The sequence below is a fragment of the Shewanella kaireitica genome, assembly GCF_023284045.1.
Taxonomy (GTDB): Bacteria; Pseudomonadota; Gammaproteobacteria; order Enterobacterales; family Shewanellaceae; genus Shewanella; species Shewanella kaireitica.
Genome location: NZ_JAKIKQ010000002.1, coordinates 397,917 through 413,381, shown reverse-complemented (window position 1 = coordinate 413,381; position 15,465 = coordinate 397,917). Strand labels below are relative to the sequence as shown.

The 15,465-nt window shown below is 44.8% G+C and carries 8 protein-coding genes; 5 read left to right on the top strand and 3 right to left on the bottom strand.

From position 1 onward, the window contains the following. The first annotated feature begins 287 nt into the window (after positions 1-287). Complete coding sequence (locus L2730_RS04335; protein WP_248973466.1) at positions 288-2,771, top strand: S9 family peptidase; 2,484 nt, start codon at positions 288-290, stop codon at positions 2,769-2,771. Positions 2,772-2,851: 80 nt separating this feature from the next. Here L2730_RS04335 and L2730_RS04330 read toward each other — a convergent pair whose 3' ends face one another. Next, positions 2,852-4,306 carry a DEAD/DEAH box helicase gene (locus L2730_RS04330; protein WP_248973465.1) on the bottom strand — a complete coding sequence of 485 codons (1,455 nt, stop codon included), beginning with the start codon at positions 4,304-4,306 and terminating at the stop codon, positions 2,852-2,854. Between the two features lie 374 nt (positions 4,307-4,680). On the opposite strand from L2730_RS04330, the gene L2730_RS04325 reads away from it, so the two are divergent. The 4 genes from L2730_RS04325 (at position 4,681) to cydC (ending at position 9,686) form a co-directional block, all read left to right on the top strand. Further along, positions 4,681-4,896 (top strand): DUF3565 domain-containing protein, encoded by a 216-nt coding sequence (locus L2730_RS04325; protein WP_248973464.1) that lies wholly within the window; start codon positions 4,681-4,683, stop codon positions 4,894-4,896. Positions 4,897-5,074: 178 nt separating this feature from the next. Then, complete coding sequence (locus tag L2730_RS04320) at positions 5,075-5,425, top strand: DUF3622 domain-containing protein (RefSeq protein ID WP_248973463.1); 351 nt, start codon at positions 5,075-5,077, stop codon at positions 5,423-5,425. Between the two features lie 704 nt (positions 5,426-6,129). Beyond that, the gene (cydD, locus tag L2730_RS04315; RefSeq protein WP_248973462.1) at positions 6,130-7,947 is read left to right on the top strand and encodes a heme ABC transporter permease/ATP-binding protein CydD; all 1,818 of its coding nucleotides are present in this window, start codon (positions 6,130-6,132) and stop codon (positions 7,945-7,947) included. After that, positions 7,947-9,686: a heme ABC transporter ATP-binding protein/permease CydC gene (gene cydC / locus L2730_RS04310; protein WP_248973597.1), complete on the top strand. Its 1,740-nt coding sequence runs from the start codon at positions 7,947-7,949 to the stop codon at positions 9,684-9,686. The genes cydD and cydC overlap by 1 nt, the downstream gene beginning before the upstream one ends. A gap of 415 nt (positions 9,687-10,101) precedes the next feature. Here the strand turns inward: cydC and L2730_RS04305 are convergent, their stop codons facing one another. Together L2730_RS04305 and putA are read right to left on the bottom strand one after the other, a co-directional pair. After that, entirely contained in the window at positions 10,102-11,985 is a 1,884-nt protein-coding gene (locus L2730_RS04305) for a methyl-accepting chemotaxis protein (RefSeq protein WP_248973461.1), read from the bottom strand. Positions 11,986-12,266: 281 nt separating this feature from the next. After that, a complete protein-coding gene (gene putA, locus L2730_RS04300; protein ID WP_248973460.1) occupies positions 12,267-15,461 on the bottom strand; it encodes a bifunctional proline dehydrogenase/L-glutamate gamma-semialdehyde dehydrogenase PutA in 3,195 nt (1,064 codons plus the stop codon). Positions 15,462-15,465: the final 4 nt, after the last annotated feature.

Genomic DNA, 15,465 nt, shown 5'->3' with positions numbered 1-15,465 from the left:
ACACTGAAGTAAGAAGTAAGAAGTAAGAAGTCAGAAATAAGAAACATTGCTTATGGCGACTTTAGCGGCTGTGATATTGCGTTAATGAACTTGAGCGACGAAATACAATGTTATTCACTCAAAGCCTCTCTCTAAACAGCTAAACTCTCGTCTAGCGAGCAAATCTTTATACTGATGGAGATAAATTGCTACTATCTGTTACAAAGTTTACTTAATTTTAGACAAGTCCCTTTAAGAAAGTGTGGTATAAAAGTCCGCAAAAATACCAATAATAAAAGGGATGGATAATGAAAGACGTCATTCGTCATATCGGATTGAGTGCGCTAACAGTCGCTATTTTAGCGGGTTGCTCATCGACAACGACTACAGATGTACCAGTAGTAGAAAAGAATCTCTCAACAAATGTTGTGGCTTTATCTGCACCGCCACAAGTAGACCAAGCGCTTACGCTAAATCAAATCATGGCTAACCCTGATTGGATGGGGCTACAAGCAAAAGGCGCATATTGGAGTGACGATAGCCAATCTATCTATTTTTCTCGCCAAGCCCATGGTTCACCAACCCGCAGTTATTATCAGCAAAGTATTACTGACACAGTTGCAAGTGAACTTGCCCTAAATCAATTGCACGCAGCAGATCAAGAGTACGGGGTAGTCGATAATAACAAAGCCCGTAAAGCTTACATATACCAAGGTAACTTGTTCGTTAAAGATCTCAGCTCGTCAAAAATTACCCAATTGACCCGTCAAAATACTAAAGTCGATGGCGTTCGTTTTCTTAACAACGGTGATATCGCTTATTGGCAGGGAGATAATATTTTCAAGATAGACCATAACTCTGGTCTGTCTGAGCAGCTAGCAAACATCAAAATGGCAGCAGAGCCAAAAGGTGTGCAAGAGCCAACAAGCTATATTGCTAAACAGCAGCATCGCCTAATTGAGTATGTTGCACTGCAACAAAGTAATGCTAAATCTAAACAGCAGTATAAAGAAGCGCTAGCTAAAGCTGATCCGACTATGTCTGCAAAGACATGGTATTTGGGCGATTCAGAAACGGTGACGGAACTGAGTTTATCACCAGATGGACGCTATGTTTTGTTGTCACTGCGAGACAAAGATTATAGCTGGCGCGCCGAACATGACATTATGCCTAATTATTTAGGTAAGGATGGATATGTTGATGCAGTGCCTGCTCGAGCTCGCGTCGCTGAAGATACCCCTCCTGGTGAACGTCTAATGCTGCTCGACTTACAAACTCATAGCAAGAAAGATATCACTATCGAAGGGCTTACTGGTTTTGATGAAGATGTGCTCGCCAGTGTAAAAGCTGAAAATGCCCAAGCGAAAGGGGAAAGCTATAACAGTGAAAAGTCACCTCGTAAGATCCAGCGCATTCAAGATTGGGGCTGGTCACAAAGCGCGATGCAATGGAGTGAATCTGGCGACAAACTCGCGGTAATGCTTGAAGCTGTCGACAATAAAGATCGTTGGATAGCGACAGTTGATCTTACTAAAGGTAACTTAAAGACTGAGCACCGTTTACATGATGATGCATGGATTAACTACAACTTTAACCAGTACGGTTGGTTACCAAATAGCGACAGCCTTTACTACCTTTCTGAAGAGACGGGTTACTCACATATCTATCTTAAAGCTAAAGGTCAGAAAGCGCGTGCTTTGACTCAAGGCCAATACGTGGTGAGTGACATCACCTTAGGCCCTAAAGCGCAGTTTATTTACTATAAAGCTAACAAGAGCCACCCAGGTATCGATAATGTTTACCGAGTAGAGATTGCTACTGGTAAAGATGAGCAGCTGACACAGTGGCAAGGGCAATTAGATTACAGCCTGAGCCCAGATGGCAAGCAGTTACTGCTAAATGCCTCTACTCGCACCAGACCTGCTGAACTATTTGTGCAACCACTTGGCGGAGAGATGAAGCAGCTAACTGATTATACCAGTGATGCGTTTAAAAATTACGCTTGGCAAGCACCAGAGGTTGTCGCCGTGCCATCATCTCATGGCGCTGGTGAAGTGTACGCACGTGTTTATTTGCCACAAGGATACAGCAAAGAGAACGCTGACAAGTACCCAGCGGTTATTTTTAACCACGGTGCTGGTTACTTGCAAAATGCTCACTATGGCTTCTCAGGCTACTTTAGAGAGTTCATGTTCCACAACTTACTCGCACAACAAGGTTATGTTGTGATGGATATGGATTACCGTGGCTCAAAAGGTTATGGCCGAGATTGGCGTACCGCTGTTTATCGTCAAATGGGGACACCGGAAGTTGAAGATCTTAAAGATGGCGTCAGTTGGATGGCAGCAAACGTCAATGTTGATGCTGGTAAAGTAGGTACTTACGGCGGTTCATATGGTGGGTTCTTAACATTTATGGCGCTATTTAATGAGCCTGAACTATTCCAAGCGGGGGCAGCTTTGCGTCCGGTAACAGATTGGGCACATTACAATGCACCTTACACCTCTAATATTTTGAATACCCCAGATGTCGATCCTATCGCCTATGAGCGCAGCTCGCCGATTGAACATGCTCAAGGATTGCAAAAGCCATTGCTAATCATGAGTGGCGTTTTAGATGATAATGTATTTTTTCAAGACAGCGTGCGTTTAGTACAACGTTTGATTGAACTTGAAAAGCCAATGTTTGAAACAGCGATCTATCCTGTCGAGCCCCATGGTTTCCGTCAACCATCAAGCTGGCTAGATGAATATCGTCGTATCCATAAACTTTTTGAGCAAGAGCTTAAATAACATTAAGTAAACCAATAAAAAGGCTCCCGTTTGGGAGCCTTTTTTAATTCTTTGTAGTCAAAAGTGTCACAGGAAAAAAATTAGCCTTGAGTACTGTTGTCACTGCGGCGAGTCCGTCGCTGGCCTGATAATGGTGCTGAGCCCGGCTTGCTTGATCTAGCATGTCTTGGGTTCTTATCATTTGGCTTATGACCACGGGCGGATTCTCCGCTACGTTGCCCATCTTTATGCTCAACCTTGCCTGCACCATCTTGTTGGCTACGGTTTTGACCTTGACCTTGACGATTGACAGGCTTTCCACCTGAATTAGAACGCTTTTGGTTTGAACCTCGAGAGTTGCTATTACGCGGACCTTTGTTCTGTCCGTGAGATTTACGGGTTAAATCTGTCTCTGGCAGGTTATGGCTTGGCTCAAAACCTTCAATCACTCTGCGCTCTAGATTTTGCTTAATAAGCAGTTCGATATCGCGAAGTAGCTTAATCTCTTCATCACTGACCAGTGATACGGCTTGCCCTGTTGCGCCAGCTCGACCTGTACGGCCGATACGATGCACGTAATCCTCAGGCACATTTGGCAAGTCGAAGTTAACCACTTGCGGTAGCTGGTCAATATCAAGGCCACGTGCCGCAATATCGGTTGCAACTAACACTCGAACATCACCACTCTTAAATTCTGCAAGTGCTTTTGTACGTGCACCTTGGCTTTTATTGCCATGAATCGCTGCTGCAGTAATGCCTTTTGCATCTAAATTCTTTGCTAGACGGTTTGCGCCGTGCTTAGTTCGGCTAAAGACGAGCACCTGCTGCCAGTCATGTTGCTTGATAAGTTTTACCAGTACAGAGGCTTTCTGACTTTTATCGACCGGGCAAATCCACTGCTTTACTGTATTAGCGGTTGCATTACGGGGCGTGACGGATATCTCAACTGGATTATTAACTAAACCTTTAGCTAGCTTGCGAATGTCATCAGAGAAGGTTGCCGAGAACATAAGGTTCTGACGTTTAGCCGGCAAAATCGCAAGTATTTTTTTTATGTCGTGAATAAAGCCCATATCAAGCATACGGTCAGCTTCATCGAGAACGAGTACTTCAAGCTGACTAAAGTTGACTGCACGTTGATTATAAAGATCGAGTAGTCGACCTGGGGTAGCCACCAAGATATCAACGCCACGGTTAAGTTTTGTTATTTGCGGGCCAATACCTACGCCGCCAAAAATGACCGCAGATTTAAGAGGTAAGTTTTTGCCATATGTCTCAACACTTTCACCCACTTGGGCTGCAAGTTCACGTGTTGGAGTCAGTACTAATGCTCTGACTTGTTTTGCAGGGGCTTTGTTGCCTTTTGAAAGCAGTTCTAATAGAGGCAGTGTGAAACCGGCAGTTTTACCCGTACCGGTTTGCGCTGCAGCCATGACATCTTTGCCTTCAAGTACCGCAGGGATCGCTTGCGCTTGAATTGGAGAAGGAGTGTCATAGCCTTTATTGGCAACAGCTTTCAAAATTTGGGCAGATAAACCCAGTGACGCAAAACTCATAGATTGGTCTCATTTCGGCCAGCCAAGCTGGCGTAAAGCGCGCTGACTGCAGTTATAGGGAGCTAGCATATGCTAGCGGGCGTGCAGCTTACAGGATCTGCTTAAAAAGCGCCATTTAATAAACGATAGCCCCATACTATTCATCATAGATGAGTATGGCAGTGCTGGGTGAGTATTGAATGATTGTTTATCGCCTAAAGCTGAAGATTGTAAGGAAATTGCACTTATTTGGAAAAAATCTTTTATTTGTGTGATTTTTAGTCATTTAAAAGATGTTGTTTCGGCTCTGCACGTGTTAATCTCGCGCCCCTGAAGATTATCTGCCGACCTCAACCCAAATTTAGCCGATATATTTGCTAATTAAGGCGTACGTCTTGCAACAAGCCATTACTAATTATCATCAAGATGATGAACAACATTGGGTTGCAGAACTTGCTTGTGGTCATAATCAGCACGTACGCCACCGTCCTCCTTGGGAACAGCGTGACTGGGTCACAAGTTTTAGTGGTAGAAAATCGATGCTTGGCTACATGCTATATTGCAAGCAGTGTGAGCTCGAGATGATAGATAGTCGCGGTAGTAGCGACTAGCCGTAGATCACTCGTCACTGAGCAGATTTACGACTATGATTTATTTTTGGCGTTAAATCGCTGACAGGATATTAAAGGTAATAGCTAAGTAAAGACTGTGCTGTTACTCATTGATTGAGCTTGAACATTTCAATGTCGAGCTCAAAGTATTACGATTATTGTTAGGAAAATAAGTAACATGACACAAACAAAGAAGTATGATTTTCGCGTTGTTCAAGATAAAGAAACTTGGACTGGCCAGATCACTCGCCGCCAATCAGCTAGAAAAATCGTTGTTTCAAAAAACCAAAAAGGTTTTGCGACAGAAGCTGAAGCAACTGCATGGTGCGAGACTGAGCTTAAATCATTCTTAGAGAATCTTGTTAAGCGCAACGAACGTAAAGCAAAAGCACGTGAAGAGCGTAACATTGCTGCGGACGAAAAAGAGTCAGCAGCTGATGCATGGCGAGCTGCTCGCGATGAAAAAGCGGATTCAAATAACGATTTTGATGAAGATAACCTCGATTACAGCTCTGACGCTGAACGTTAATTGAGATGGCTAATCACTAATAGTGATTAGTTGAAAAGTGAACCGTGTAGAGCTTAGCTTGCACGGTTTTTTTATGGTTGAAATATCATACCAACCATTATGTCATTTATTCATTTTGAATAAGTTTGCCAAAAATACACTGAGTAGAGCAACTTCTTATACTGATTGGTATAAGCTAATTGATTTTCAATCCACCCCATTCTTTGATCTAGCTCAATTTTTGTGAGTCTAGTAACAGATCCAAGACTGGCGTTTTATTCTACGTTTAATGCCTGCGATACTACGTGCTTATATACCTCAAGACCGCTATTTGTTTTGGCGTGCGGAACTAATACTTAAGTCAGTCCTCTTAAGTACAGCTTCGCGGGTGATAACCTTTAGCCGATTTATTTCGATAATTTATTAAGCTTATACCAATCAGTATAAAGATTTGATCGCTCAGCGAGAGTTTAGCGGCTTTGAGGTAAGGCAAAGAATGAAGAGCATAGTTATTCTACGTTCAAGTTCATTAGCGCAGCATCAAAGCCGCTAAAACTAGCCTGTAGGAGTGTTTTTGGCTTGCTACTTCTGCGTTGAATAAACTCATAAGGGAACAACCATTATGTCATTACTCACTTTGAATTAGCGTGCCAAAAACGCTCTGAGTAGATCAACTTCTTATACTGATTGGTATTACCTATCACATACAGCAGATCTGGAAACTAATGGATAAAAGCGTAGAGAAAAAGCTCACTCACTGGCTCAAGCTACAAAAATCAGCTTGTGGTTATTACCTTAATTTGTCGATTTTATTTGGGGTGTTAACAGGGATTAGCTTGATGTGCCAAGCATGGTTAATAGCCACCATATTGCAGGGGATCATTATTGATGAGTTGCCAAAATCTGCTTTTACCGATCATTTTTGGTTACTGCTACTACTAACTATATTTAGAGGTGTGCTAGCTTTTGCCAGAGAGCGTTCAAGCTTCAAGGCGGGGGCACGACTGCGGGTACATATGCGAGCTGCCGTTATGGATAAGCTTGCGGCATTAGGGCCAGCCTTTATTCAAGGAAAACCTGCCGGAAGTTGGGCTAGCATCGTGCTCGAACAGGTGGAAGACTTACAAGATTTTTATGCTCGCTACCTGCCGCAAATAGTGCTGGCTGGCTTTATTCCGTTGATCATTCTAATCGTTGTATTTCCTATTAATTGGGCGGCTGGGGCAATTTTACTGGCTACCGCCCCACTTATCCCAATGTTTATGATCTTAGTGGGTATGGGCGCTGCTGATGCTAACCGCAAGAACTTTGGTGCCTTAGCACGTTTGAGTGGTCACTTTATGGATAGGCTTAAAGGTTTATCGACTCTAAAGTTGTTTAACCAAGGCGCTAAAGAAGCTAAGGCGATAGAGAAGGCGTCTGAAGAGTTTAGAGAGCGCACCATGTCAGTGTTGCGGATGGCATTTTTAAGCTCTGCAGTACTTGAGTTTTTCGCCGCATTATCGATAGCGGTATTGGCGGTCTATTTTGGTTTTAGCTATTTAGGTCATTTGGATTTTGGTCATTACGGTAGCTCAATCAGCTTATTTACCGGTTTATTTGTTCTTATTCTAGCACCTGAGTTTTACCAACCACTGCGTGATATGGGCACACACTATCACGCTAAAGCGCAAGCCATTGGCGCTGCAGAAGAGTTGATGGCGCTGCTTGAACACCCTGAACAAAATAAAGCAGAGCAGCAAGCTGATGCTGCTAACTTTGAGGGCACTATCCAAATTGAGGCTGTTGATTTGGCCGTGTATAGCATGGACGGTACTCAGTTAGTCGGCCCTATCAGTTTTTCTCTCGCAGCAGGCGAGCATATAGCGATTGTAGGTAGCAGCGGAGCAGGTAAAACCAGTTTGCTTAGTGCTCTTTTGGGTTTTCTTCCCTATCAAGGCCAGTTAAAAATTAATGGTATTGAGCTGAACCAGCTATCTAAACCGCAGTGGCGTAAACAGTTGGCTTGGCTTGGGCAAGAACCACAATTATTTTGCGGTACAGTGCGGGAGAATGTTGCTTTAGGCAAGGCAGCGCAAGGACAGGTATTAGCCGATGATGACATAAAGGCTTTATTAGCTAAGGCCCATATCCTTGATTTCATTGAATCTCAACCATTGGGGCTGGATTTTCCAATACAGGAGCAAACTGCTGGACTATCGGTTGGTCAAGCTCAACGCATAGCGCTCGCTAGGGCATTAGCGCAACAACCTAAATTGTTTATATTAGATGAACCCACAGCCAGCCTTGATAGTTTAAGTGAGCAAGCTGTACAGGGAGCTTTAGCCGTAGCGATGCAAGATAGTGGCTGTTTGATGGTCACCCATAGGCTCGAGTCGTTGCATGCAATGGATCGAGTCTTAGTGATGGAAAAGGGGCTACTCGTACAACAAGGAACTTACGCGCAGCTTGCTGATGCTGCAGGGGCATTTAAGCGGATGTTAGCGGAGTCTAGTGCAGTAGAGTTCGGTCAGATCAAAGCTGAATCTGAGGAGAATAAGTGATGAGAGCATTACTTCCTTACATCAAACGATTTAGAAGCCAATGGTTCATGATGTTTATCGGGCTATTTTTAAGTGTCACCACTTTGATGGCTGGCATTGGTCTATTGTCACTTTCTGGCTGGTTCTTATCAGCGACAGCTGTCGCAGGCTTAACTGTCGCAACAGCGCAGATGTTTAACTACTTTACCCCAGCAGGTGGTGTGCGCTTTCTCTCTATTGTGCGCACCGCTAGCCGTTACGGCGAGCGACTAGCGACTCATGAGGCGACATTTAGTTTATTAACCGATTTGCGCTGCTGGGTGTGGAATAAGTTAATGCCGCTTAGCGCCAAAAACCTACAAGGGATCCGCCGCGGCGATCTATTGAATCGATTGGTTGCCGATATCGATACCTTAGATCATCTGTATTTACGCTTGTTAACGCCGCTACTTGCCTCACTGTTGATGTTGATAGGCTTATACTTTTTCGTATCTTGGTTTGATGCCGAGCTAGCAGTTATTCTCTGCAGCATGCTTTTAGCGGTTTGGCTGCTATTACCGACGGTGTTTTACTTTCTCGGCCGAAAACCTGGGGTCGCCCAGTTAGAAACTAAACGTCAACTGCGGGTGCAATTATTGGAGTACCTGCAAGGGCAAGCAGAGTTAACCCTGTTTGGTGCTCAAGGAGTTTACCGTCAGCGCTTAAACGCTGCCGAAAGTTTGATGATAGCGAGCCAAAGCCGGATGAACTTGGTGACTTCGCTTAGCCAAGCATGTTTGATTTTTTGTCATGGTTTTGCCGTATTAGTCATGCTGTATATGGCCGCTGCCGGGGTGGGGGAGTCTGTACCGCCTGGGCCGAAGCTTGCGATGATCGTGTTTATGACGATGGCGACGATTGAGATGATGATGCCTCTAGCTGGCGCATTTCAGCATCTCTCTGCTTGTAGTTCCGCTGCTACAAGGTTAAACCAAGTTGTAGAGCAAACACCTGATGTTACTTATGCCGCTGAAAGTCAGCTTCAGATCAGCAAAGGGCATGTTGAGCTGTCTGATATTGATTTTGGTTATGATGCAGCGCATCCAGTACTGAGTAAGCTTAGCTTAACTATTCCGGCTGGGACTAAAGTCGCGCTGCTTGGGCAAACCGGTTGTGGTAAGTCGAGTTTACTGTCGTTAATCACCAGAGAATGGTTGCCGCAAAGTGGGCAAGTGAAGCTCGATGATCGAGACGCTGCGGCTTATTCAGAACAAGCGTTGCGAGATTCCATGTCAGTCGTGAGTCAGCGGATCTATCTTTTTAGTGGCACTCTAAGAGAAAACCTAGCGATAGCATTGGAAAATTTCAGCCGTAAAGATGATGACAAGTTGATTGCGGTGTTACAGCAAGTCGGCTTGAGTGCGTTACTGCAAGGTGATAAACCGCTAGATAACTGGATTGGTGAGGGGGGGCGACAACTGTCGGGTGGTGAGCTGCGCAGGATTGGCGTTGCAAGAGCCCTGCTTAGGGATGCGCCATTGCTACTGCTTGATGAACCTACAGAAGGCTTAGATAAGAAAACTGAGCGTGAAATATTGGATCTACTGTTTGATTTTGCAGTCGATAAAACAGTACTAATGATTAGCCATCGTTTAACGGCGATGACGAGAATGGATACGATTCATTTGATGGAGCAAGGCAGAATTCGCTGTTCTGGTGATCACCAGCAACTGCTACAAGCTGATCCTTACTACGCCAGTTTGCATCAGAAGTTGGTATAGCTGTTTGTCCACCATCGCGATATTTTGTAAAAAGGCAGGATGAATATCCTGCCTTTTTATACCCATCCCACTTGAAAATGCTCGTTTCAGAGGTGTTGTGCTAGTTCAATTCTAGGCGCGTTAACGTGGAAATGGTTATTCCCTTTTAAGTTGCCGCAACAACGAAGTGGGCTTGCAGAACCCCTTCTTCGATGGGCGTTTCTTATATAAAAAGCATGGGCTTTACTCTGTGTTATTGATTTTACCAAGGGAGCGACCATTAGCTGCAATCAATGCCTCGCCTACATGGATGTAGATGCTTAGGTTCAGTATGGAGCAATGAACCTGTGACTAAAGCCCATTAAACTCCCACTGAATCCTGCATTTTCAGGTCGGATGGGTTTAATGCAAAATCTTAAGTATCTTCAATCCAGTGCTAAACCTTGAACTTAGCCACTCTATCGTTAAGCTCTGCGGCGATAGCGAGCAGTTCATCTGCATTATTTGCTACGCTATTGGTTTGTGAGGTGAGTAAGTCTGATACCTCTCTCACCGCTTCCGTATTACGACTAATGTCTTCTGACACTGCACGTTGCTCTTCGGCTGCCCCTGCAATCTGAGTCGCCATGTCGGATATATCAGTGATTGAACGCGTGAGTTGTTCAAGGTTTTCGAGTGCTTTTTCTGAGTTATCAACGCTTTCAACTACGATATTTGTGCTGGTTTTCATATTACTTACAGCTAGTTGGCTGTTCTTCTGCAGCGTGATAATCATATTACGGATCTCTTCGGTAGAGTCCTGAGTACGGTGACTTAGCACCCGAACTTCATCAGCAACCACTGCAAAACCGCGCCCTTGTTCGCCGGCACGAGCAGCTTCAATAGCAGCATTCAGTGCGAGTAGGTTAGTTTGTTCTGCAATTGATTGAATTGTTGCAAGCACCAAGTTGATTTCTGTAGTGTTTTGTTCTAATTCAGTGATGACATTGGACGCTTGGCTAAGCTGCTGAGATAGCTGGTTGATGGAACTATTGCTTTCTCGAATGATCTGCTGTCCTTGTTGGCAATTCTCTGCAGAGACACTGGCGGCACTGGCAGTAGATTCAGCATGATTAGCTACTTCCCCTGCTGTTGCTGACATCTCATGAATTGCTGTGGCTATTTGATCAATATCTTGATGCTGTTTATCGATTTGCGCACTGGTCATGCCGACGAGCGTTGAGGAGTCATTGGCTTGTTTGGTGAGTTCGTGTGCATTGCTGACTAGCGCTGAAACCATTTGCTGCAAGGAATGCAAGAATGCATTCATATGCAGAGATAGTGTGCCAATTTCGTCAGCCTGTTTGACTTCAAATCGTTGGGTTAAGTCGCCTTGCCCTTTGGATAAGTCCTCTAATGCCAATGTTAGTTTATGTAATGGTGCAAACATGCGATTTAAGGCGACAGTTGCTAGCCCAAGAATGAGTATGAATAACCCAGACATTATCACTAATATTCGGGTGATCTGTTTTTGTACGCCGGCGTAAGCTAACTGCTCATCTTCCACAATACCTAAGGTCCAGTCGGTGCCAGGGATTGCGGTTAGCTGAACTAATCTATCTTGTTGCTCTCCATGCCAATTAAGCGTAAGAAGCGCACCTGAAGTGCGTGCTTGCTCTACATTTTGGGAGTTGAAATAAGGGCTAAGTTCGGTCGCGGGTTTAAACAGTCGTTGATGATCACTCAAGGCGAGTATTTTATTACTGCCGTCGATTAAAAATGCAAAGCCGTTATTAGGCACTTGCAACTGTTCAACTTGTTCCGTTATCCCATCAACCGTCATATCGGCCGCGACAACACCGCTATTTGCGCCAGAAAAAGCTTTGGCCATAGTTACCACAATACTGCCATCAAAATCGAGGTAAGGGTCAGTGAAAATCAATTGTTGGCTGCGTTTAGCTTGTTTAAACCAAGGACGAGTCGTTGGGTCGTAATCGCTTGGCCACACCTCGTCTTGATTGCCATAAACCACGTCGCCATTATCAAGACCTGCATAAACAGACATGAAACCGCCTGCGCGTGATGTGAGTAACATCTCGCGTTCAACATCAATACTTTTGCTTATGAGGGATTCATTGGCCAACAGTAAGTTGCTGCCCATTTGAATATTGGTGGCGATAAAGTTACTCGTGGCAGTACTTGTTTCATTAATTCTATGGGTAATGGTATTTGTGGTTTCTTCAATAAGTTGTGAGATAGATATGTAGGACTGTACAGCACTGATGAACGCACAAGTCAGTAGTATCGCAATTTGAATTTTTCGTTTAATTGTTAGAGTCATTGAGTTGATTTTTATCTGCTGTGAAGTTGTGGTTATGCATACTGGTTACGCTTGTGTTTTTGGCGTTAATTGTGCGGCCGTTGCATGCCTTAAAGGGTATTTTGTGCTGATTGTACTTGAGGTGAACAGCAAGGTTTAGTTGAAAATGCTGCTTGAGATCACAGCCTTAAGATTGGGGTTTCTAGATGTTGTAACAATGACAAGTTAACCACAAAAAAAGCCAGGTGTTAGCCTGGCTTTTACTTCAAAACGAAATGTCTTGTTTGCTATATCATCGCGGTCTAGTCTTCACTGTCACCTAAAGACAACAATGTGGCGTTACCACCGATAGCAGTAATATTATTGGTTCTGGTTTTTTCAGTCACAAAGCGTGTTAGGTAGTGTGGACCACCTGCTTTAGGGCCGGTACCTGATAAACCTTGGCCGCCAAATGGCTGCACCCCAACAACGGCACCAATTTGGTTGCGGTTGATATACACGTTACCGACGTTAACTTTATCAGCCACTTCAAGTGCATGACCTTCGTTACGGCTGTGAATTCCCAAAGTTAAACCAAAGCCGGTTGAGTTTATCTCGTCGATTACTTTATTTAGCTCAGATGCTTTGTAGCGAATGACGTGCAGAATTGGTCCAAAGTGTTCTTTCTCAAGTACCTTGATGGAGTCAATTTCGACTGCTGTTGGAGTCACGAAGTGACCGTTCTCTGTGCCAGCTGGTAGCTCTATTTGCTTAAGCAGCGTGCCAACTTGCTTAATGTGGTCTATATGCGCATTTAGGTTCGCTGCTGCGGTGGCATCAATAACTGGGCCGACGTCAGTTTTAACTGAGCTTGGGTCGCCAATGGTGAGCTCGTCCATCGCGCCTTTCATGACATCGAGGACGCGCTCTGCAACATCTTCTTGTAAGAACAGAACTCGAAGTGCCGAACAGCGTTGACCTGCACTGGTAAAGGATGATGAAACCACATCGTTGACCACTTGTTCAGGCTGTGAAGTTGAATCAACAACCATTGCATTCTGGCCACCGGTTTCAGCAATTAGCGGAATAATGGCTCCTTCACGCATCGCGAGTGTGCGGTTAATCAACTTCGCCGTGCCAGTTGAACCGGTAAAGCAAACGCCACCAATACGTTCATCGCTAGTGATAGCAGCGCCAACAGTCGCGCCAGTGCCAGGTAGGAACTGTAACACCTCTTTTGGTATACCAGCTTCATGAGCAAGCTGAACCGCACGATAGCCAACAATAGATGTTTGCTCTGCCGGCTTAGCTACAACTGTGTTACCAGCAGCTAGTGCTGCAGCGACTTGGCCTAAGAAAATTGCCAGTGGGAAGTTCCATGGGCTAATACAAACAAAGATCCCGCGACCTTGTAGGAATAGCTCATTGAGCTCGCCTGTCGGGCCAGGAAGTAGTTCAGGCTGACCCATCATCTTCTTAGCTTGTACTGCGTAGTAACGACAAAAATCGACGGCTTCACGCACTTCATCGATACCATCTTGAATACTTTTTCCCGCTTCACGGGTACAAAGCGCAATCAGCTCTTCACGGTTCTCTTCAAGCAGGTCCGCAAGTTTCTGTAGCGCATTTGCACGTACTTCAACAGGGGTTGAACACCAGCTAGAGAATGACGCATCAGCACCAGCAAGCGCTTGTTCAATCGCTTGGTTATTAGCAAAGGCAACTTTACCGACAACTTTGGTGGTATCAAACGGACTGACAATCTCTTTAGTTTCACCGCTGAGGGTTTCGCCGTTAACCAATGGTCCAGCAGACCAAGTTGTTTCTTTAAACTTTTCTATAGCCGCAAAAAATGGCGTAGATTCTGAAATGATGTTCATGTTGAGGCCCTTGGAGTTTTTACGCTCAGCACCGAAGATATCTTCCGGTAAGACGATTTTGTTGTTAGCCAGGGTTTTGTATCCCTTGAGTGTCGATAGAGGGTGTACTACCAGTGACTCAATAGGCGTATTTGGATCGACCAGCTTGTGCACAAATGATGTATTGGCACCATTTTCAAGTAGGCGTCGAACTAGGTATGGCAGCAGATCTTTGTGGGCACCGACAGGCGCGTAGATACGTACTGTTTTCACGCCACTTTCTGCAAGTAATGTGTCGTAAAGCTCTTCACCCATGCCATGCAGGCGCTGGAATTCGTAGTTTCTGTCGCCAGCCATTGCGGTAATTGACGCAACAGTTTGGGCGTTGTGGCTAGCAAATTGTGGGTAGATAGCTCCACGTGTCGAATCTGACAGCAAGTATCTAGCACAAGCAAGATAGGACACATCGGTGCCAGCCTTACGGGTATAAAGAGGGTAACCCGCTTCACCGTTTTCTTGTGACCACTTAAGTTCGCTGTCCCAATATGCGCCTTTAACAAGACGTAGAGGGATCTCATCGCCTTGAATTTTAGCTAGGCGAGTTAACCAACAAAGTACGGGAAGAGCACGTTTTGAGTACGCCTGCACGACAATGCCGAGCAGTCCCCAGCCTTTAGCTGCTTCTGAATTGTACAGACGCTGGAAAAGCTGCAGTGATAGTTCTAGACGATCCATCTCTTCGGCATCAATAGATACACCAACGTTTAGCGAACGGGCCTGCTTGATTAGCAAGATCAACGTATCGTGCAACTCAGTTAACGTTCTGTCTTCGTTGGCAACCTCATAACGTGGGTGCAACGCAGAAAGTTTTATTGAGATAGTAGGGCGAGGTGCTTCACTTTCGTCATATTCCTGAGCGCCGAGCGCGGCGATAGCACTTGAGTAATCGTCGAAGTATTTAGCGGCATCTTTCTTAGTTAATGCGGCTTCGCCTAGCATGTCGTAGCTATGGGTATATCCAAGTTTACGTTTATCAACGCTGTTTTTTAGCGCTTCTTTCACACTACGCCCTAGTACAAACTGCTTGCCCATAATCTTCATCGCTGCAAGCATCGCTTGGCGGATAACAGGTTCGCCCATTTTATTGACTAAACGGTTTAGTAGGTTACTCGGTCGGCCATCTGTTTTTTGGTCAAGCTTAACGATTTTACCAGTAAGCATTAAGCCCCATGTCGAGGCGTTGACCAACACAGAATCGCTCTTACTTATGTGTTCATCCCATTTTGCACCTGATAATTTATCTTCAATCAAGGCGTCAGCTGTTGCTGAGTCAGGAATACGTAAAAGTGCTTCAGCAAGACACATTAAAATAATGCCTTCCTGAGTTTCTAAGCTATATTGCTGCAAAAATGCGTCAATACCGACCATCAGGCCTTTTTTATCGTATTGACGAACTTTATTGACTAATTCGTGTGCACGGTTTGTCACACGGTCGATCTCTTCATCGCTGGACGGAACCAGTTTTATCAATTCTGATAAATATTGTTCTTCGTCAACGATGTAATTATCGCTGATCGCTTTGAACAGTTCGTTGAGATCGGCTGAGTCGTAATGACCAGCTAGTACTTCACTCGCTTTGAACATATTAATCACTTCCATCTTG

What these genes read in the sequence shown, in the direction of transcription:
- cydD (WP_248973462.1), top strand. Translation starts at nt 6,130, where the DNA reads ATGGATAAAAGCGTAGAGAAAAAGCTCACTCACTGGCTCAAGCTACAA.
- L2730_RS04305 (WP_248973461.1), bottom strand. Translation starts at nt 11,985, where the DNA reads ATGACTCTAACAATTAAACGAAAAATTCAAATTGCGATACTACTGACT.
- cydC (WP_248973597.1), top strand. Translation starts at nt 7,947, where the DNA reads ATGAGAGCATTACTTCCTTACATCAAACGATTTAGAAGCCAATGGTTC.
- putA (WP_248973460.1), bottom strand. Translation starts at nt 15,461, where the DNA reads ATGGAAGTGATTAATATGTTCAAAGCGAGTGAAGTACTAGCTGGTCAT.
- L2730_RS04330 (WP_248973465.1), bottom strand. Translation starts at nt 4,306, where the DNA reads ATGAGTTTTGCGTCACTGGGTTTATCTGCCCAAATTTTGAAAGCTGTT.
- L2730_RS04335 (WP_248973466.1), top strand. Translation starts at nt 288, where the DNA reads ATGAAAGACGTCATTCGTCATATCGGATTGAGTGCGCTAACAGTCGCT.
- L2730_RS04320 (WP_248973463.1), top strand. Translation starts at nt 5,075, where the DNA reads ATGACACAAACAAAGAAGTATGATTTTCGCGTTGTTCAAGATAAAGAA.